General features: G+C 62.7%; 19 protein-coding genes and 1 tRNA gene. 15 read left to right on the forward strand and 5 right to left on the reverse strand.

Annotated features, from left to right (window positions below; translation table 11 throughout):
* Positions 1-23: 23 nt before the first annotated feature.
* Together folK and D3M59_RS02165 are read left to right on the forward strand one after the other, a co-directional pair.
* On the forward strand, positions 24-515 hold the full coding sequence (gene folK / locus D3M59_RS02160) for a 2-amino-4-hydroxy-6-hydroxymethyldihydropteridine diphosphokinase (protein ID WP_119531165.1): 492 nt from the start codon (positions 24-26) through the stop codon (positions 513-515).
* Between the two features lie 21 nt (positions 516-536).
* A tRNA-Lys gene (locus D3M59_RS02165) sits at positions 537-612 on the forward strand.
* A 133-nt stretch (positions 613-745) separates the two neighbouring features.
* Here the strand turns inward: D3M59_RS02165 and D3M59_RS02170 are convergent.
* Both D3M59_RS02170 and D3M59_RS02175 read right to left on the reverse strand, forming a co-directional pair.
* On the reverse strand, positions 746-1,102 hold the full coding sequence (locus D3M59_RS02170) for a UrcA family protein (protein ID WP_119531167.1): 357 nt from the start codon (positions 1,100-1,102) through the stop codon (positions 746-748).
* A 361-nt stretch (positions 1,103-1,463) separates the two neighbouring features.
* Positions 1,464-2,786 (reverse strand): L,D-transpeptidase family protein, encoded by a 1,323-nt coding sequence (locus tag D3M59_RS02175; protein ID WP_158581921.1) that lies wholly within the window; start codon positions 2,784-2,786, stop codon positions 1,464-1,466.
* A gap of 216 nt (positions 2,787-3,002) precedes the next feature.
* On the opposite strand from D3M59_RS02175, the gene D3M59_RS12300 reads away from it, so the two are divergent.
* The gene (locus tag D3M59_RS12300) at positions 3,003-4,013 is read left to right on the forward strand and encodes an outer membrane beta-barrel protein (RefSeq protein ID WP_158581922.1); all 1,011 of its coding nucleotides are present in this window, start codon (positions 3,003-3,005) and stop codon (positions 4,011-4,013) included.
* A gap of 72 nt (positions 4,014-4,085) precedes the next feature.
* On the opposite strand, the gene D3M59_RS02185 is transcribed toward D3M59_RS12300, so the two are convergent.
* Complete coding sequence (locus tag D3M59_RS02185; RefSeq protein ID WP_233543103.1) at positions 4,086-5,066, reverse strand: LysR substrate-binding domain-containing protein; 981 nt, start codon at positions 5,064-5,066, stop codon at positions 4,086-4,088.
* A gap of 94 nt (positions 5,067-5,160) precedes the next feature.
* Here D3M59_RS02185 and D3M59_RS12015 point away from each other — a divergent pair, with 94 nt between their 5' ends.
* The 5 genes from D3M59_RS12015 (at position 5,161) to D3M59_RS02200 (ending at position 10,236) form a co-directional block, all read left to right on the forward strand.
* Positions 5,161-5,319, forward strand: a complete 159-nt coding sequence (locus D3M59_RS12015) for a hypothetical protein (RefSeq protein ID WP_158581923.1) — start codon at positions 5,161-5,163, stop codon at positions 5,317-5,319.
* Positions 5,320-5,348: 29 nt separating this feature from the next.
* Positions 5,349-5,525, forward strand: a complete 177-nt coding sequence (locus D3M59_RS12020; protein ID WP_158581924.1) for a hypothetical protein — start codon at positions 5,349-5,351, stop codon at positions 5,523-5,525.
* Between the two features lie 86 nt (positions 5,526-5,611).
* Positions 5,612-6,394 (forward strand): phosphoribosylaminoimidazolesuccinocarboxamide synthase, encoded by a 783-nt coding sequence (gene purC, locus D3M59_RS02190; protein WP_119531173.1) that lies wholly within the window; start codon positions 5,612-5,614, stop codon positions 6,392-6,394.
* Between the two features lie 6 nt (positions 6,395-6,400).
* On the forward strand, positions 6,401-8,569 hold the full coding sequence (locus D3M59_RS02195; protein WP_119531175.1) for a primosomal protein N': 2,169 nt from the start codon (positions 6,401-6,403) through the stop codon (positions 8,567-8,569).
* A 77-nt stretch (positions 8,570-8,646) separates the two neighbouring features.
* Positions 8,647-10,236, forward strand: coding sequence for a tetratricopeptide repeat protein (locus D3M59_RS02200; protein ID WP_147416677.1), 1,590 nt, complete (start codon positions 8,647-8,649; stop codon positions 10,234-10,236).
* Between the two features lie 4 nt (positions 10,237-10,240).
* On the opposite strand, the gene D3M59_RS02205 is transcribed toward D3M59_RS02200, so the two are convergent.
* Complete coding sequence (locus D3M59_RS02205; protein ID WP_233543104.1) at positions 10,241-11,314, reverse strand: bifunctional transcriptional activator/DNA repair enzyme AdaA; 1,074 nt, start codon at positions 11,312-11,314, stop codon at positions 10,241-10,243.
* A 126-nt stretch (positions 11,315-11,440) separates the two neighbouring features.
* On the opposite strand from D3M59_RS02205, the gene D3M59_RS02210 reads away from it, so the two are divergent.
* Positions 11,441-11,953 (forward strand): GNAT family N-acetyltransferase, encoded by a 513-nt coding sequence (locus D3M59_RS02210; RefSeq protein WP_233543105.1) that lies wholly within the window; start codon positions 11,441-11,443, stop codon positions 11,951-11,953.
* On the opposite strand, the gene D3M59_RS02215 is transcribed toward D3M59_RS02210, so the two are convergent.
* Positions 11,950-12,417: a DUF1203 domain-containing protein gene (locus D3M59_RS02215; RefSeq protein ID WP_119531181.1), complete on the reverse strand. Its 468-nt coding sequence runs from the start codon at positions 12,415-12,417 to the stop codon at positions 11,950-11,952. The genes D3M59_RS02210 and D3M59_RS02215 overlap by 4 nt on opposite strands.
* A gap of 185 nt (positions 12,418-12,602) precedes the next feature.
* Between D3M59_RS02215 and D3M59_RS02220 the strand changes: the two genes are divergently transcribed.
* The 6 genes from D3M59_RS02220 to D3M59_RS02245 are packed head-to-tail and all read left to right on the forward strand — an operon-like array spanning position 12,603 to position 17,599.
* Positions 12,603-13,157: a F0F1 ATP synthase subunit delta gene (locus D3M59_RS02220; RefSeq protein ID WP_119531183.1), complete on the forward strand. Its 555-nt coding sequence runs from the start codon at positions 12,603-12,605 to the stop codon at positions 13,155-13,157.
* Positions 13,158-13,160: 3 nt separating this feature from the next.
* On the forward strand, positions 13,161-14,690 hold the full coding sequence (gene atpA / locus D3M59_RS02225; protein WP_119532826.1) for a F0F1 ATP synthase subunit alpha: 1,530 nt from the start codon (positions 13,161-13,163) through the stop codon (positions 14,688-14,690).
* Between the two features lie 25 nt (positions 14,691-14,715).
* On the forward strand, positions 14,716-15,603 hold the full coding sequence (locus tag D3M59_RS02230; RefSeq protein ID WP_119531185.1) for a F0F1 ATP synthase subunit gamma: 888 nt from the start codon (positions 14,716-14,718) through the stop codon (positions 15,601-15,603).
* 24 nt (positions 15,604-15,627) lie between these two features.
* Positions 15,628-17,142 (forward strand): F0F1 ATP synthase subunit beta, encoded by a 1,515-nt coding sequence (gene atpD, locus D3M59_RS02235; protein WP_119531187.1) that lies wholly within the window; start codon positions 15,628-15,630, stop codon positions 17,140-17,142.
* A 6-nt stretch (positions 17,143-17,148) separates the two neighbouring features.
* Entirely contained in the window at positions 17,149-17,334 is a 186-nt protein-coding gene (locus D3M59_RS02240) for a glutathione S-transferase (protein WP_119531189.1), read from the forward strand.
* 4 nt (positions 17,335-17,338) lie between these two features.
* Complete coding sequence (locus D3M59_RS02245) at positions 17,339-17,599, forward strand: ATP synthase F1 subunit epsilon (RefSeq protein WP_119531191.1); 261 nt, start codon at positions 17,339-17,341, stop codon at positions 17,597-17,599.
* Positions 17,600-17,606 lie beyond the last annotated feature (7 nt).

The following is a 17,606-nucleotide window of genomic DNA, read 5'->3' on the forward strand; positions in this document are numbered from 1 at the left end:
GGGTTGAGCCTAGGCGAGCGCCAATGGCTCAGGCAACGCATCTCTATGCCGTCGCGATCGGTTCGAACCGGCGCCACGTTCGTTACGGCCGGCCGTCCGGCGTAGTGGAGGCTGCGATCGCCCGCCTTGATGCCGACTTCACTCTTTTCGACGCCTCCCCGATCATCCTGAACAAGGCGGTCGGCGGTGCGGGGCGTGACTTTGCCAACGCCGTCGCACTGGTCGAGAGCAGGTTGGAGCCGTGCGAGATGCTCGGGGCGGTCAAGACGATTGAGCGGGAATTCGGGCGCCGCCCAGGGAGACGCTGGTCGGCGCGTGTCCTCGACCTCGACTTGGTCGCATGGGATGGCCACAGGTATCACTCCCGTACGCTCACCATCCCCCACCCCCGCCTTGACGAGCGGGAGTTCGTGCTGGGTCCGCTCGCAGCAATTGCGCCCGATTGGCGGATCGACGGGAAAAAGACACCCCGCCAACTCGCGATGCGCCTTGGCAAGCGCCGTCCCGCCCGCTAACGGGTCGCTCTCGCTGGTCGAGGGCCGTTAGCTCAGTCGGTAGAGCAACTGACTTTTAATCAGTAGGTCGCTGGTTCGAATCCAGCACGGCTCACCAGCGCTATCCTTGTTTATTTGAATTAGCGGGTCGGCCAAGCACTCTTAATGCTTAACTAGGCCTGCCGACTCAGCAGCCGACGGGCCATCTAGAACAGGCCAGTGTCCCGCCTGAATCCAGTGAACGTTCGACACTAGTTGCCGCGTATCGCAACGGTGGATGCGGCCAACGCAATTCCGGCTGATCGCATCGCAATCAACTGTTCCATCTGGCGATACCCATCCGCCCGTGACGTCCGCATGCAGCCCCGAGCTTCACGATATTCATACAAGGTCGTCGGGCCGTAGCTATAGTCGCACACCTCAGCTGCTGCTCGGCCGATCCGCTTCCGGAGCAAATCTCTGTCGGTCGAGGATGCGAGGTTTAGGTCCGCAAAGCCAACGTAAACCGTTAAAACCGGCTGAGGATTGGCGCGAACTACGACCGGCTCGGCCAGCGCGGGCCCACTGGAAATGCAGATGGCCGCGATAAGCACGTTGAATTTTAACATGGCTTCCTCCGCTCTGCCGACCCAGCACCTGGCAACGGCATGCGGATTGTTATTAACAATCGTTAGTTATTTGAATAATCAAGCGTCAAAACTGCGTTAATTACGCAATTGGGTAGAAAACGGGCGCCTTTAATGAGCTAATTCGGCACGTCTCTTCAGGCTAGCAAACACCACGTGCCGCCACCCCTACCTATTGATCGCCAGGTTCGCTTAATACGTATTGGTGTTGCCGGCGCGCGGAAGGTTTCGTGTGCCAGCAGCTCAATTACGCAGTTTTTACTTCGTCACGCATCGCAGAAAGACGCGAAAGCGAAGTCTAGTGAGCCACAAGGCGAGGTCGGCTGATCCCTGATCGAAGTAATCAGTTACCAGCGCCTGCCTGAACTCCTGCAGTGCGAGCGCTAGCCCGTGCATCTCGACCGTAGACGTCCGATGCCAGAGCCACCTCACCCAACTGAGGCTGGGCCGTTAGGTACGTCACAAAGACGGGAATGCCCTGCGGCAACTGCACATGCTGCTCCGCCGCCGCAGTCGGCGCAGCAGCCGGGCGCCCGAACAGCCAGTCGGCGAAACGCTTCGCGTCCTCCAACCGGATGCAACCATTGCTGAGATGCCGATTAGACCGCTTGAAATATTCTTTCTGAGGCGTGTCGTGCAGGTAGATGCCTTCGCTGTTGGCGAAGTTGAACTTCATTCTGCCCATCGAATTTGCCCCGCCTGGAAGTTGGCGAAGCTTCACGCTCGCGGTGCCGTTAGCAACCGCCTTCCAGTCGACGCTGTCCCACGGCAGCACCTTTGCGTTATCGCTCCAGCTGTCGACAACCTCATAGCCCACCCGCTTCAGATAGGGCTGACCTTCCTTGATGACCTTCGCAGCGGCCCGACGCGCCAAGTGATCCGGGACATGCCAGTACGGATTGAACGTCGTGTACCAAATTGCGCTTGCGATCATCGGGGTTGCGAAGTCGAGCATTCCGACAACGACCTTCATGGAATCGACCGGACGGCCGTCCTCATACATCCACAGGCGCGCGGTGGCGGCGTCGACGACGACATACTTGCCTTTGCCGGGAATAGAGCGGGCCCGTTCGAGGTTTGCAGCATATTTGGCAGCGGTCCCACCGTTGGGCAGCTTCGCCTGGGCCAGCGCGGCATCGCGAAGCGAGGAGTAGATTGGATTGACCGCGGCGACGGACTTCATATGCGCCGACAGCGACGGCGCGGCCATGGCCGGAACCAGCACCTGCGAAGCATTGGGGACGATCGGCGTCACCCACTTCTCGCCGTAGATCATCCCGGGCGTCGGCGACCGGAGGAACTGGACATATTGAAGCCAAGCGTTGGACAGCACGCGCTCGGCGGCTTGGACCGCCGCAGCATTTCCTCCCTGTGCCGAGGCAAGCGCGCCTTCCACTTCGCCGGCGAGTTGCGGACCGCGGGCAAAGCCCTCGATCGAGGAATCGCGAAGCATCTGAACCAGTAAAGGCCCCGCATCCGCCTGGCCCGCACGGAACCAGACCGGCGGATTCTTGCGGACCTGGTAAAATTGGGTGACATCGGGACGTACCGATGCGGTCGACTGGACAGCGACCGCCCCGGGCGCTGCCTGCGTCGCGGCAGCAGCGGGCGTAGCTAGCAGCGAGAGGGTCGCAAAAGCGGCGGTCTTCAAAAAATTCCGTTGCACATCCAGCTCCTTACACGGCCGCATATTAACCCTAGCTGCCAATGACTGCACAACCGGCAGGACAAAAAGTTTTTCCCCGTTCAATTGAAACTGGCTGAGACTGTGGCCGCTTTGCAACAGCGGGCTGGCCAAACGCTTCCCAGCGCTAATTCGCTGCAACCTTTGATGCGGTGCCACGGTTTGGCCGGTGCAAGTTCAGCGAAAAGGGGAAGTTGCATGAAGAGATACCTACTCACAGCGGTCGCGGTAGTCGCGATCGCCGCGCCGGCACAGGCGCGGGACGGCCAGGCTTACGTCGGGATCGAAGGGGGCATCATGTTCCCCAAGGACCAGGACGGCGATGTCTTCGTCGACTACACCACCACCCAGACTGTCGCGACGACTCCGCTCATTGCGGGCCCGTCCGACTTCACCGCCGAAGACGCCTTCGGTTTCGACTACAAGAAGGGCCTCGATGTCGACGCCATCATCGGCTACGACTTCGGCATGTTCCGGCTGGAAGCCGAACTGGGCTACAAGCGCGCCAAGCTCGATGAATTCCAGGTCGACGACGACTTCATCAATGCGCTGAATGCGGACCTGAATCGGCCTGACGCCGACGTTGCGCCGGATCCGGTCGACCCGCTGCCGGCACTAAGCTCAGCGGACTTCGATCTTGACGGTAAGGCCACCGTCCTTTCCGGCATGATCAATGCCCTCGTTGATTTTGGCGATGACGACGGCCTTTCCTTCTACGGCGGCGGCGGTTTCGGCCGTGCGCGCGTCAAGTTCGGCGGCGAGAAGGATAGCGCATGGGCTTACCAGCTCATCGCCGGTGTCCGCTACGCGCTCAGCCCGAACGTCGACCTGGGCCTGAAGTATCGCTACTTCCGGACCGGCAACCTTAACTTCTCGGATGATGTCGGCCTCGCGCTGGCAGGCAACCCGGAAACGGTTGTTGTCGGCACCACCGCTCCGGTCACGACCGTCGTCACGACCAACGCGGTGGCTTTTGCTGATTTCGAGCAGAAGTTCCGCTCGCACAGCCTGCTTGCGAGCCTGATCTTCAACTTCGGATCGGCCGCGCCGCCCCCTCCGCCCCCGCCGCCCCCGCCCCCGCCTCCGCCGCCGCCTCCGGCGACGCAGACGTGCCCGGACGGTTCGGTGATCCTGGCGACGGACACTTGCCCGCCGCCGCCGCCGCCGCCGCCGCCGCCCCCGCCGCCGCCGGAGCCGGAGCGCGGCTAAGCGAGAGCGAGGCTACGGCCAAGCAAAGCGACCCCGGGAAGCAGCTGCTTCCCGGGGTTTCTTGTATTATGATCAGGCAGCAGGAAGAGGCGGTGGCTGCGGCGGCAGGCCGGCCTCGGCGACCTGGGCCAACAACCACTCGCGAAAGCGCTTGATCTTCGGCACCTGCCGTCGCTCGGGCGCAACCACCAGCCAGTAGCGAAACCCCGCCGTCGCAGTGAGGTCGAAGGGCTGGACCAACCGACCGTCCGAAATGTCGTTATGCCAGAAAGCGGGTGTGAGCAGCACGAACCCCTGCCCGCCCATCGCCGCGTGACCTTCATCGGCCTGGCTGTCCAGCCGGAGTCCTGCACGCCTCGGTCGACTGGATCCTTCGACGTTCGCCGCTTTGAACCAGGCATCCCACCAAATGTCTTCGGGACTGATGAGCGGAAGGTTGGGCAGGTCGCGGGGCTCCACTGCCCTGCCCAGCTGCGCTTCAATCCGCTTCAGAAATGAGGGCGCACACATCGGCGAGAAATCGACCGGCATCAGCTCGGTCGATTCAAGGCCGTCCCAAGGACCCACTCCAGCACGGATCGCGACATCGGCTTCGCCGGCTTTCAGGTCTACCAACTTATTACCGGTGGCCAGCCGCACCGCGAGATCGGGATGCTCGACCTGAAAACCCCCGAGCCGCCAGGCTAGCCAGGTATTCGCAAAGGTGAAGGTGGTCGAAACGGTCAGCAGACCTTCGTCCTCTTCACGATGCGAGGCGAAGGCGGTCGCAATCGCGTCAAATGCCTGAGTCAGTTGGGGAAGCAGGCGGGCGCCCAGCGGAGTCAGCTTCGCGCGGCCCTTTTCGCGCAGGAACAATGCCGCCCCCAGCCGGCCTTCCAATAATTTCACCTGATAGGAAACGGCTGCCTGCGTCATCCCCAGCTCATTCGCTGCGGCAGTGAAATTTTCCAGCCTGCCCGCGGCCTCGAAGACGCGGATGGCGGATAGTGGCGGCAACCTGCGCATGTCGGTGAATATATAAGCTGAGCTTATCGAAACCGTCCAGTCTTTCATTGGCGGCGACTGCGCTGGTCCATTAAATCCCCCCTAGCGCCGGCGGCCCTCTCCCCAGCCCACCGCCGGCGCCGCCGGAAAGGAGGATGTCGCTATGACCTACCAGTTCAAACCTTCGCAGTTCGTCGAGAACGGCGCCGCCATTCGCGCGGCGCTGACCAGCCAGGCACGACGCACGGCGCGCAATTTCGAGCTTCTTCATCGCAACTGGTCGGAACGGTCCGACGAGCGGCCGGTCAACCTGGCCGCCTGATTATCTTCAACGCCAAAAGGGAGGACGACATGCGTGACGAACTTTATGACCGCAATTACCAGGATGGCCGTGACGCGCTGCACGACGGCATCGATCGGCTGATCGCCAGCACCTCACGGACATTCAGCTTGATTGCCGCGATCCAGTTTCGGGCCCCGTGGAGCGGCTCCGCCCATTCACGTGGCGGGCGCGCGGGCGTTGCCTGAACATGGCAGGACGGTTCGATTGCGGACGGGGGGCGGCTCGCCTATAGCCGCCCCTCTTCTCGTTCCGACCGGAGTCTCCAGCGCCCATGGTTCGTCGCCGCCAGATTTACGAAGGCAAGGCCAAGATCCTTTATGAAGGTCCCGAGCCGGGCACCCTGATCCAGTATTTCAAGGACGACGCCACCGCGTTCAATGCACAGAAACGCGGAACGATCAGCGGCAAGGGCGTCCTCAACAACCGCATTTCAGAACATATCTTCACGGCGCTGCAGACAATCGGCGTGCCAACTCACTTCATCCGCCGGATCAACATGCGCGAACAGCTGGTCCGACAGGTCGAGATCGTGCCAATCGAGGTCGTCGTGCGCAACGTCGCGGCGGGTTCGCTGTCGAAGCGGCTGGGGATCGAGGAGGGCACGCAGCTGCCCCGCACGATCATCGAATATTACTACAAGGATGACGCGCTGGGCGACCCGATGATCGCCGACGAGCATATCGCCTGCTTCGGCTGGGCCAGCCAAGACGAAATGAACGATATTGCCGACATGGCAATCCGCGTAAACGACTTCATGTGCGGCATGTTCGCTGGCATCGGCATCCGGCTGGTCGACTTCAAGCTGGAGTTCGGCCGCATCTGGGACAATGACTACAGCCGCATCATCCTGGCTGACGAAATCAGCCCGGACGGCTGCCGCCTGTGGGACATGAAGACGAGTGAAAAGCTGGACAAGGACCGCTTTCGCCAGAGCCTTGGCGGTGAGGCCGAAGCCTATCAGGAAGTCGCTCGCCGCCTTGGCCTGATGCCGGAAGAAGGCGAAGAAACCGCCGTGCTCGACCTCGACAGCCACCGCAAGAAGCGCGGCCGCTAACCCAAGGTGCCGCTTCCCCGCGCTCGGGTCGTTACGCTAAATGCCGCTCTAGGTCCGCTCGATTACCGGGTGCCGGATGGCATGGCGGTCAAACCGGGAAGCGTTGTCGTTGCGCCACTGGGGCCGCGCCAGTTGATTGGCGTTGCATGGGAAGCTGACCGCCTTCCGACTGAAGAGATTGGCGACAACCGGCTTCGCCCGCTGGCCGGCGTCGTCGACGTTCCGGCGATTAGCGCTCCTCTTCGCCGGCTTTGCGAATGGACCGCCGATTACTACCTCTCGCCGCTCGCCGCCGTGCTGCGAATGGTCCTGCCCTCTTCATCCGCGTTGGCGGGTCCCCGCCAGATGATCGAGTATCGGCCGACCGGTCTGGTGCCGCCTCGGTTGACCCCGCAGCGCGAACAGGCGCTGTCGCGCATCGAAGGACGGCAAGGTACGGTGCGGGAGCTTGCGTCCCACGCCGAGGTTAGCGACGCGGTGGTTCGCGGACTGGTAAACGCTGGGGCACTGGAGCGCGTCGAGGTCGACGCCGACCAGCCGTTACCCGAACCCGATCCGGATTTTGCACCGCCGGCTCTTAACGCAGAACAGGCCGCGGCCGCTGATAGCCTGATCTCAGCCATCGGCAGCGGGTTCGACCCTGTCGTGCTCGACGGCGTCACGGGATCGGGCAAGACCGAAGTCTACTTCGAAGCGATTGCTGAAGCGATCCGGCAAGGTCGGCAGGTTCTAGTCCTTCTGCCTGAAATCGCGCTGACCGAGCCCTTCCTTACTCGCTTCACGGCCCGATTCGGTTGTGAACCGGTCGCTTGGCATAGCGATTTGCGATCTTCTCAGCGCCGCCGCGCGTGGCGAGCCATCGCCAACGGCGATGCGAAAGTCGTGGTCGGAGCCCGGTCCTCACTCTTCCTGCCCTACGCCAACCTCGGCCTGATTGTCGTCGACGAGGCGCATGAGCCGAGCTTCAAGCAGGAAGAAGGAGTCCAGTACCATGCTCGGGACGTGGCCGTGATGCGCGGGCACTTCGAGGAGATTCCTGTCGTGCTGGCCTCGGCTACCCCCGCAATTGAAACAAGGCACATGGTCCAGATCGGCCGTTATCGCGAACTCCAACTGACCGAGCGACACGGGGCGGCGGAAATGCCGTCCATCCGCGCGATCGACCTGACGCAGGACCCGCCGCCGCGGGGACGCTGGATCGCGCCAAGCCTGGTCGCGGAGCTGGAGGCGAACCTCGCGGCAGGACAGCAGTCGCTTCTGTTCCTAAACCGCCGCGGCTTTGCGCCGCTGACCCTCTGCCGGACCTGTGGACATCGTTTCCAGTGCCCCAATTGCACGGCGTGGATGGTTGAGCATCGCCTGATGCACCGGCTCGCCTGTCACCATTGCGGCCATGTCATGCCGCCGCCAAAGCAGTGTCCTGAATGCGGTGACGAGGACAGCCTCGTGGCTTGCGGCCCGGGCGTCGAGCGCATCGCCGACGAAGTTGCCGAACTGTTTCCGGAGGCGCGCACCGCAGTGGTCACGTCCGACACCATCTGGTCCCCTGCCCGCGCTGCCGAATTCGTCCATGCCATGGAGGCGGGGAAGATCGACATCGTCGTCGGCACCCAGCTTATCACCAAAGGCTATCACTTTCCCAACTTAACGCTGGTCGGGGTGGTCGACGCCGACCTTGGCTTGCAGGGCGGTGACCTTCGAGCGGCGGAGCGAACCTTCCAGCAGATCCAACAGGTCGCGGGTCGTGCCGGCCGCGGCGATAAGCCCGGCCGCGTGCTAGTCCAGACGCACGATCCGGATGCACCCGTTATTGCCGCGCTTGTGGGCGGTGACGCGCTCGGATTTTACGCAGCAGAGACCGAGGCGCGGCGCGACGCCGGAATGCCGCCGTTCGGCAGGCTCGCCGCGATCGTCGTGTCCAGTGAAGACAAGGCGGAATCGGAGGCGGTCGCTCGGCGGATCGGCTTAGCCGCGCCGTCGGTAGAGGGGATGGCGGTATTTGGTCCGGCGCCCGCCCCGCTCGCAATGCTGCGCGGCCGTCACCGGCAGCGGCTGCTGGTGCACGCGGCGCGGAAGCTGGACGTCCAGGACGTTATTCGCGACTGGCTGGGCGGGGTTGAGTGGAGTTCGAAAGTCAGGGTCGCGGTGGATGTCGACCCTTATAGCTTTGTCTGAGGCGTTTCAAAAAAAGGGGTCTTTTCAAACGGTTCTGGCTCGTTACAGTTTGATGGGGATTTATCGGGGGAGTGAGAATGCGTTTTCAATTTGCGGCGTTGCTTTCCGCAACAGTCATGTTTCCGAGTGCAGCCTATGCGGAATGGTGGGAAGCCAAAACCGACCACTTCATCGTTTACTCCGAGAGTTCGGCCGCGGACGCGAAAGAGTTCGCCGAGAAGATGGAACGCGTCGATATTTCGCTTCGCTCTCTCCAGAATGTCGACTTCAGCCCGATCAAGTCGGATTCGCAGCGCCTAACGGTCTTCCGCACCGGCGATACGCGCGATATCGGCAGGCTCGCAGGCTCCGGTAGCGTTGCCGGCTTCTATATTCCGCGTCTGGGCGGTTCGGTTTCATTCACCCCGGCTAAGAACGAGAAGCGCGGGACCGGGGAACTGCTGGGTGCCCGTGGGCGGAGCAGCAAAACCGACCTCGATCCCCAGAGCGTGATGTTCCACGAATATACCCATCACTTCATGTTCCAGCATTTCTCGGCGGCCTATCCGTCCTGGTATGTGGAAGGCTTTGCTGAAACGGCAGCGACCATGGTGCTAAACGACGATGGCAGCTTCCATCTAGGCAATCCGCCCCAATATCGGTCCGACGCGCTCTTCGGAAACTATATCAACGTTCCGGTCGAACGGCTGTTGGCCAGTCGCAACAAGCCGACCGGCGAAGATTTTTATGCTTATTATTCCGTCGGCTGGTTGCTGAACCATTATCTGACGTTCGAACCGAGCCGCAAAGGCCAGCTCAAGCAGTATCTCCGCGCCATCAACGCTGGCACCGCTCCGGCCGAGGCCGCCCGCGCCGCTTTCGGCGACCTCGACAAGCTCAATCGTGAGCTGATCAAGTATAAGAGCGGCAGGTTGCCTGGCGTCCAGGTGCGTCCTGCCAACTACTCTCCGCCGCAGGTTACGATGCGCAGGCTGGCCTCGGACGAGGAAGCAGTCATGGATGTCGTCATGCGGAGCAAGCGCGGCGTCGACAAGAAGCTGGCTCCAGACGTTGCCCGAGACGCGCAGCAAATTGCGCAGAGGCTCCCGGGCAGCTTTGCAGCGCAGCTTGCGCTGGCGGAGGCCGAACTCGACTGGTCGGACTTCGACGCTTCCCGATTGCCGGCAGCTGAAGCAGCCGTCGATCGGGCCTTGGCGATCAAGCCCGACTCGATCGACGCCCAAATCATCAAGGGTCGCATTCATTTCGAGCGTGGCCGGACCGATAAAGCGCAGATGGCGGCAGCGCGCACATGGTTCTCGAAGGCCTTCGAGAACGACAGCGACCATCCGACGCCACTCTACTACAACTATCTGACCTACTATTATGAAGGCGTGACACCGCCGGAGAGCGCGGTGATTGGCTTGGAAAAAGCCTATGACATGGCGCTGTTCGACCCGGAAGTCCGCCTAGTGCTGGCGCGCCAGCTGCTAGCCGAGAAGAAGGGCCCACTCGCCCGGTCAATCCTGATGCCCTACGCAATCGCCCCGCATGAATCGAAGAATGCGAAGAAGATGCGGGACGTCGTTGACCTGATCGAGGCGAACAAGGTGGACGAAGCTTACAAAAAGCTATCCGCCGATATGGCTGAAGCCGAGCGCAAGCGCAGGTCCGGCGACGACAGCTGAGACACTAGAAGTCGAGGGACGCCTGCTCTTTCCAGCGGGCTCCCTCGGCACTTAGCAATTTCCGCTTGCGGTCCAGACCGCCAGCGTAGCCGCCCAGCGACCCGTCCGACCGGATGACGCGATGGCATGGCACGAGCACCGCCACGGGATTGGCGCCATTCGCGGTACCGACCGCCCTGGTCGCATTAGGATCGCCCACGGCCTTGGCAATGTCTGCATAACTGCGGGTCTGCCCAACAGGAATCCTGCGAAGTTCGCGCCAGACGGCCTCCTGGAAAGCCGTGCCGCGGACGTCAATCGGGAGTTCAGGCGCGGATTCCGGATGGTTGATGGCTGACAGTGCGCCCTCGACCCAAGCCGCAATGGTACCGTCATCAGGCTGAATATCTGCGTTGGGAAAGCGGTTGCGGAGCGCCGCATCATCCTCATCAAAAGTTAGTCTGCAAATCCCTTTAGCTGTGGCAGCCACCAGCAATGAACCCAGCGGACTGTCCGTGACGACATAGCGGATCGTTTCCCCGCGACCGCCGTCGCGCCATGCGGAGGGCGTCATACCAAGGCGGTCCCTGGCATCGGCATAAAAGCGGCTGGGAGCGGCGTAGCCAGCATCATACATTGCTTCAGTCACCGGCTTATCCTCCTGCAAATGGGCTTCCGCCCGGCGGGCGCGGACGGCGCGGGCGTAAGCGGCGGGCGACACGCCCATGTCGCGGGTGAACAGCCGCTGGAAATGATGTTCGGCATAACCCACGGCGGCGGCGAGTTCAGCAAGCAGCGGGGGCTCTTCTGCCGCTTCGATCAGTTGTACCGCTTGCGCCACCGCCTCGCGGTCGCGTCCGACCTCGTCGGGCTTGCAGCGCAGACAGGCACGATAGCCGGCGGAGCGCGCCGACTCTGCATCGAGGAAAAATTCGACATTTTCGCGTTTCGGGCGCCGCGCCGGGCAGCTTGGCTTGCAATAAATGCCGGTGGATTTCACGGCACCAATCACCCGCCCGTCCCAGCTGCGGTCCCGCCGGTCGAAGGCGTCCCAAGCGGCGTCCCAAGAGTCTATCGCGTCAATTGTTCGCATCAGCATGGACCTAACATAGGTCACGCCCCAAGGTCGCGCTTCCCATCGCTTGCGGTCAAAGCACCAAAGTTAGTGCGCAGACCACGAACGTGGCGCCAGCTTTATAACGTTCAGCACCAAGGAATTGACAGTTTGAAAGAAAGGAAACTGGTCGAGCATATGAATTCCAACACTGCAAACGAACGGTTGTGGTCGGTGCATGAAGGCGAGCTGGACCATCGCGATGTCCAACAGCTGCTGGACCAGCATTTTACGGAGATGAGGGCAGGATCCCCGCCTTCTGCCTGCCACGTCCTTCCGGCCGACGGCCTCAAGTCACCGGACATCCGCTTTTTCACCCTGCGCGAAAAGAATGAACTGCTCGGGTGCGGCGCGTTGAAACGGCTGGGACCCGACCATGGCGAGGTGAAGTCGATGCGGACCGGGGATGGCGCGCGGGGTAGAGGCGTTGGCAAAGCGCTCCTCGACCATATTGTCGCCGTGGCACGGGAAGAAGGCATGACGCGGCTGAGCCTCGAGACCGGCTCGACCGCCCAATTTGCGGCGGCCGCCCGACTCTACGAGCGAGAAGGTTTTGAGCCGAGTGGCCCTTTCTCGGATTACCTAGACACGCCTTTCACCCGCTTTTTCAGCAAGGCGATCTAGTCACGATCGACCCTCGCAGCGAAGCAGCCACGGACTGCATTATGAGCGTCGACATGGTCGACCGCGCCGTTATCGAGCAGGCGACGGATCACATCATCAGCTTCTCCGGGCTGTGCCAGCGCCGCATCGATCATCATGCCGTCCGTTCCGAAGGCACGGAGCGACAGAATACGTCGGTCAAGCGCCGGAGGTATCTCGTCCACAAAGGCCGCCGGATCGCAGGCATCCTCGCTGATGAAGATGGCGTGCGACGCGCGGTAAGGATTCCTACCGTCGTGCGAAACGTGATTTACGAGCAGCATCGCCTGCCCGGGCTGCGCATCATCAAGTGTAACGCGGCATGGAAATCCGACCGGCGCGTCGGCGATTACCCTCGTCGCGCCATGGGCCGCGAGTTGTTGGTCGGTTTGCCCCTTGAGATGGGCGAATGGCGATGGGTCGAGGCCCTGGATTCGGTAGGTCATGGCGCCCCCATAAGCGGAGCAAAGGCGTGCCGCTTCCCGCCGCTTGCGCTGAAACCAGCGATAGCCGCCTTGCCTAGTTCGCCACCCCCTGCTAGGGGCGCGCCAACCCATGGGGGGCGCGCGGTTTTTCCGCTGTGCCCCATTCAACGCATGGGGCAAATTTCTTTGTCTGGAGCTTCGAGCGCGTGGAGAATTCCGGCGGCATTCAGGCCAGTTTAGCGGGGCGTTATGCCACTGCTCTATTCGGTCTTGCCCGTGATGAAAATCAGATCGACGCGGTTAGCCGCAGCCTCGATTCGCTTGAGGCGGCGATTGCCGAATCGGCGGACTTCCGCGCCCTGACGACCAGTCCGCTGGTCGGCCGCGCCGAAGCTGGCAAGGCAGTCCGTGCCCTTGTCCCTTCGCTGGGCCTGGACCCGATCACCGCCAAGTTCCTGGGCGTGCTGGCCGACAACGGCCGGCTGTCGCAGCTCAAGGCAGTGATCAAGTCGGTTCGCCAGTTGGCCGCCGGCCACCGCGGCGAGACCACGGCGGAAGTCGTTTCAGCCCACCCGCTGGACGATGGCCAGATTGCCGCGCTCAAGACCAATTTGAAGGCCCGCATCGGCCGCGATGTCGCGATCGACGCCCGGGTCGATCCCTCGCTTCTTGGAGGCATCGTCGTCCGTCTGGGCAGCCAGATGATCGACGCCTCGATCAAAACCAAACTCAACACGCTCGCTTTGGCGATGAAAGGCTGAATGATGGACATCCGCGCCGCTGAAATTTCCCGCGTCATCCGCGACCAGATCGCGAATTTCGACGCCGACGCGCAGGTCTCCGAAGTCGGCAGCGTCCTGTCGGTCGGTGACGGCATCGCCCGCATCCATGGCCTCGACAATGTCCAGGCCGGCGAAATGGTCGAGTTCGAGGACGGCACCAAGGGCATGGCCCTCAACCTCGAAGCCGATAACGTCGGCGTCGTGATCTTCGGGTCGGACAGCGCCATCAAGGAAGGCACGACCGCCAAACGCACCGGAACGATCGTCGACGTCCCCGTCGGCAAGGGCCTGCTGGGCCGCGTCGTGGACGCGCTGGGCAACCCGATCGACGGCAAAGGGCCGATCGTCGCCGAGCAGCGCAGCCGCGTCGAAGTGAAGGCGCCGGGCATCATCCCGAGGAAGTCGGTTCACGAGCCGGTACAGACCGGCCTCAAGGCGCTCGACGCACTCGTTCCCGTTGGCCGTGGCCAGCGCGAGCTGATCATCGGCGACCGCCAGACCGGCAAGACCGCCGTCGCGCTCGACACTTTCATCAATCAGAAGGCGGCCAACGCCGGCGATGACGAGAGCCAGAAGCTCTATTGCATTTACGTCGCCGTCGGCCAGAAGCGTTCGACCGTCGCCCAGATCGTCCGCGCGCTCGAAGAAAATGGCGCGATGGAATATTCGATCGTCGTCGCCGCGACCGCGTCTGAGCCTGCCCCGCTGCAGTTCCTCGCGCCCTACACCGGCGCCGCGATGGGCGAATATTTCCGCGACAACGGCATGCACGCCGTCATTGTTTACGACGACCTTTCGAAACAGGCCGTCGCCTATCGCCAGATGTCACTGCTGCTGCGCCGTCCGCCGGGCCGCGAAGCCTATCCGGGCGACGTGTTCTATCTCCACTCACGCCTGCTGGAGCGCGCCGCCAAGCTGAACGACGACAATGGCAACGGCTCCCTGACCGCACTGCCGATCATCGAGACGCAGGCGGGCGACGTGTCGGCCTACATCCCGACCAACGTTATTTCGATCACCGACGGCCAGATCTTCCTTGAAACCGACCTCTTTTACCAGGGCATCCGCCCGGCGATTAACGTCGGCCTGTCAGTCAGCCGCGTCGGCTCAGCCGCACAGACCAAGGCGATGAAGAAGGTCGCCGGCTCCATCAAACTGGAGTTGGCGCAATATCGCGAAATGGCTGCCTTCGCCCAGTTCGGTTCGGACCTCGATGCGTCGACCCAGAAGCTGCTGGCCCGCGGCGCCCGCCTGACGGAGTTGCTCAAGCAGCCACAGTACCAGCCGATGCCGGTTGAAGAGCAGGTTGCAGCGATCTACGCCGGCACCAACGGCTTCATCGACAGCGTCGATGTCAAGGACGTGACCCGCTACGAAGCAGCGATGCTCGCTTTCCTGCGCTCGGACCACGCCGACGTTCTTAAGACGATCCGCGACACCAAGGCGCTGGACGACGACACTGCGAAGAAGCTGAAGGACGCGCTCACCGCGTTCGGCAAGCAGTTCGCTTAAGCAGTCGCTGAAGGAAGCGTAGGCAATGGCCAGCCTCAAGGCATTGAAGCTTCGCATCGGCTCGGTGAAGTCGACGCAGAAGATCACCAAGGCGATGAAGATGGTCGCAGCGGCGAAGCTGCGCCGTGCGCAGCAGAACGCCGAGGCCGGCCGCCCCTATGCGACACGGCTGTCGGAAGTCGTCAGTTCGCTGGCGAGCCGGGTGACCGTCGGTCCGCAGTCGCCGAAGCTGATTGCGGGCACCGGTAAGGACGAGACCCACTTGATCGTGCTCGCCACCGGCGATCGCGGCCTCGCGGGTGCGTTCAACACCAACATCGTCCGTGCAGCTCGCAAGAAGGCGGAAGAACTTCAGGCGCAGGGCAAGACTGTCCTGTTCTACATCGTTGGCCGCAAGGGCCGGCCGGTGATTGCCCGCTCCTTCCCCAAATCGATCATCGCCGACCACGATACCAGCGGGATGAAGTCGCCGGCCTATGCCGACGCCCAGGCGATCGCAGACGACATCACCGACCGCTTCCTGAGCGGCCAGTTCGATGTCGCCCACCTCGCGTACAGCGAGTTCAAGTCGGTGCTGGCGCAGGAGCCGCAGGTCGACCAGATCATCCCGGTCGTCCCGGCACCCGCCGCCGCGAACAACAAGGGCAGCACCGCATCAGCTGCGGTCGAATATGAACCGGACGAGGAAGCGATCCTCGCCGACCTACTGCCGCGCAACGTCGCCATTCAGATCTATCGCGCCCTGCTGGAGAACGCCGCTGGCTTCTACGGCTCGCAGATGACCGCGATGGACAATGCGACGCGCAACGCGGGCGACATGATCAATCGCCTGTCAATCCAGTATAACCGCCAACGCCAGGCGGCGATCACCACCGAACTCGTCGAAATCATCTCCGGCGCCGAAGCGCTCTAAAGAACACAGGCAAGGATACCGATCATGGCCACCGCCGCTGAACCCAAGACCAAGAAGGCCGCGCCGAAGAAGGCCGCCGCCGCAGCGACCGCAACGACCACCGGCGGCAACCTCGTCGGCTCCGTCGCGCAGGTTATCGGCGCCGTCGTCGACGTCGCGTTCGAAGGCGAGCTTCCCCCGATCCTCGCAGCGCTTGAGACCGACAACGGCGGCAACCGCCTGGTCCTCGAAGTCGCGCAGCATCTGGGCGAGAACGTCGTCCGTACGATCGCGATGGACTCGACCGAGGGGCTGACCCGCGGCCAGCGCGTTACCGCCACCGGTTCGCAGATTCGCGTGCCCGTTGGCCCGAAGACACTCGGCCGCATCATGAACGTCATCGGTGAACCGATTGACGAGCGCGGTCCGATCGGCAGCGACATGACCGCCTCGATCCACGCGGAAGCCCCCGCCTTTGTCGACCAGTCGACCGAAGCCAGCATCCTTGTCACGGGCATCAAGGTCATCGACCTCCTCGCCCCTTACGCCAAGGGCGGCAAGATCGGCCTGTTCGGCGGCGCCGGCGTCGGCAAGACCGTTCTGATCCAGGAGTTGATCAACAACATCGCCAAGGGCCACGGCGGCGTTAGCGTGTTCGCCGGCGTCGGCGAGCGCACCCGCGAAGGCAACGACCTCTACCACGAGTTCCTCGACGCGGGCGTTATCGCCAAGGACGCCGACGGCAACCCGACGCCGGAAGGTTCGAAGGTCGCTCTCGTGTTCGGCCAGATGAACGAGCCGCCGGGCGCCCGTGCCCGCGTCGCGCTGTCGGGCCTGACCCAGGCGGAATATTTCCGCGACCAGGAAGGCCAGGACGTGCTCTTCTTCGTCGATAACATCTTCCGCTTTACCCAGGCGGGTTCGGAAGTGTCGGCGCTGCTCGGCCGTATTCCGTCGGCCGTGGGCTACCAGCCGACCCTGTCGACCGACATGGGCGCGCTTCAGGAGCGCATTACCTCGACTAACAAGGGCTCGATCACCTCGGTGCAGGCCATTTACGTGCCGGCGGACGACTTGACCGACCCGGCGCCTGCAACTTCGTTCGCCCACCTTGACGCCACCACCACGCTGTCGCGCGCCATCTCGGAGCTGGGCATCTACCCGGCGGTCGACCCGCTCGACTCGGTCAGCCGCGTCCTTACGCCGGCGGTCGTTGGTCAGGAGCACTATGAAGTGGCCCGTGCGGTTCAGGAGACGCTGCAGAAGTACAAGTCGCTGCAGGACATCATCGCCATTCTGGGCATGGACGAGCTGTCGGAAGAAGATAAGCTGGTCGTAAGCCGCGCGCGAAAGATCCAGCGCTTCCTGTCGCAGCCGTTCCACGTGGCCGAAGTGTTCACCGGCATTCCGGGCAAGTTCGTCCAGGTCGAAGACACCGTCGCATCGTTCAAGGCGGTCGTGAACGGCGAATACGACCACCTGCCGGAAGCGGCGTTCTACATGGTCGGCGGGATCGAAGAAGCCGTCGCCAAGGCTGAGAAGCTGGCGCAGGACGCCTAAGAAGTCATGGCGGGCTCTCTCCGCCTCGACGACTGCATCAACCGGGTCTGCCCTTGGTCGGGCGACCCGGTGCAGGCCGACAGCCTGACGCTCTATCAAGGTCAGGTCGTCGGCTTCTGCAACCCGGGTTGCCGGGACAAGTTCGAAAAGGCGACCGCGGCATTCGACGCCGCCGCCCAGGGAAAGAAGTAAGACGATGGCCGACCTTCATTTCGAGCTGGTGACTCCGGAAAAGCTCGTCCGTTCGGACGAAGTGCACATGGTCGTCGTGCCGGGCGTCGAGGGCGATTTCGGCGTGATGGCGGGCCACGCGCCGTTCATGACGACGCTGAAGGACGGGAGCCTGCAGGTGTTCAAGACCGCGGGCGGCCAGCCGGAAACCATCAAGGTCTCGGGCGGCTTCGCTGAAGTCGGCGACAAGGGCCTGACCGTTCTAGCGGAAAGCGCCGAAGCCTAGACAAGGC

The sequence above is a fragment of the Sphingomonas edaphi genome (genome assembly GCF_003583725.1).
In the GTDB taxonomy this organism is placed as follows: domain Bacteria; phylum Pseudomonadota; class Alphaproteobacteria; order Sphingomonadales; family Sphingomonadaceae; genus Sphingomicrobium; species Sphingomicrobium edaphi.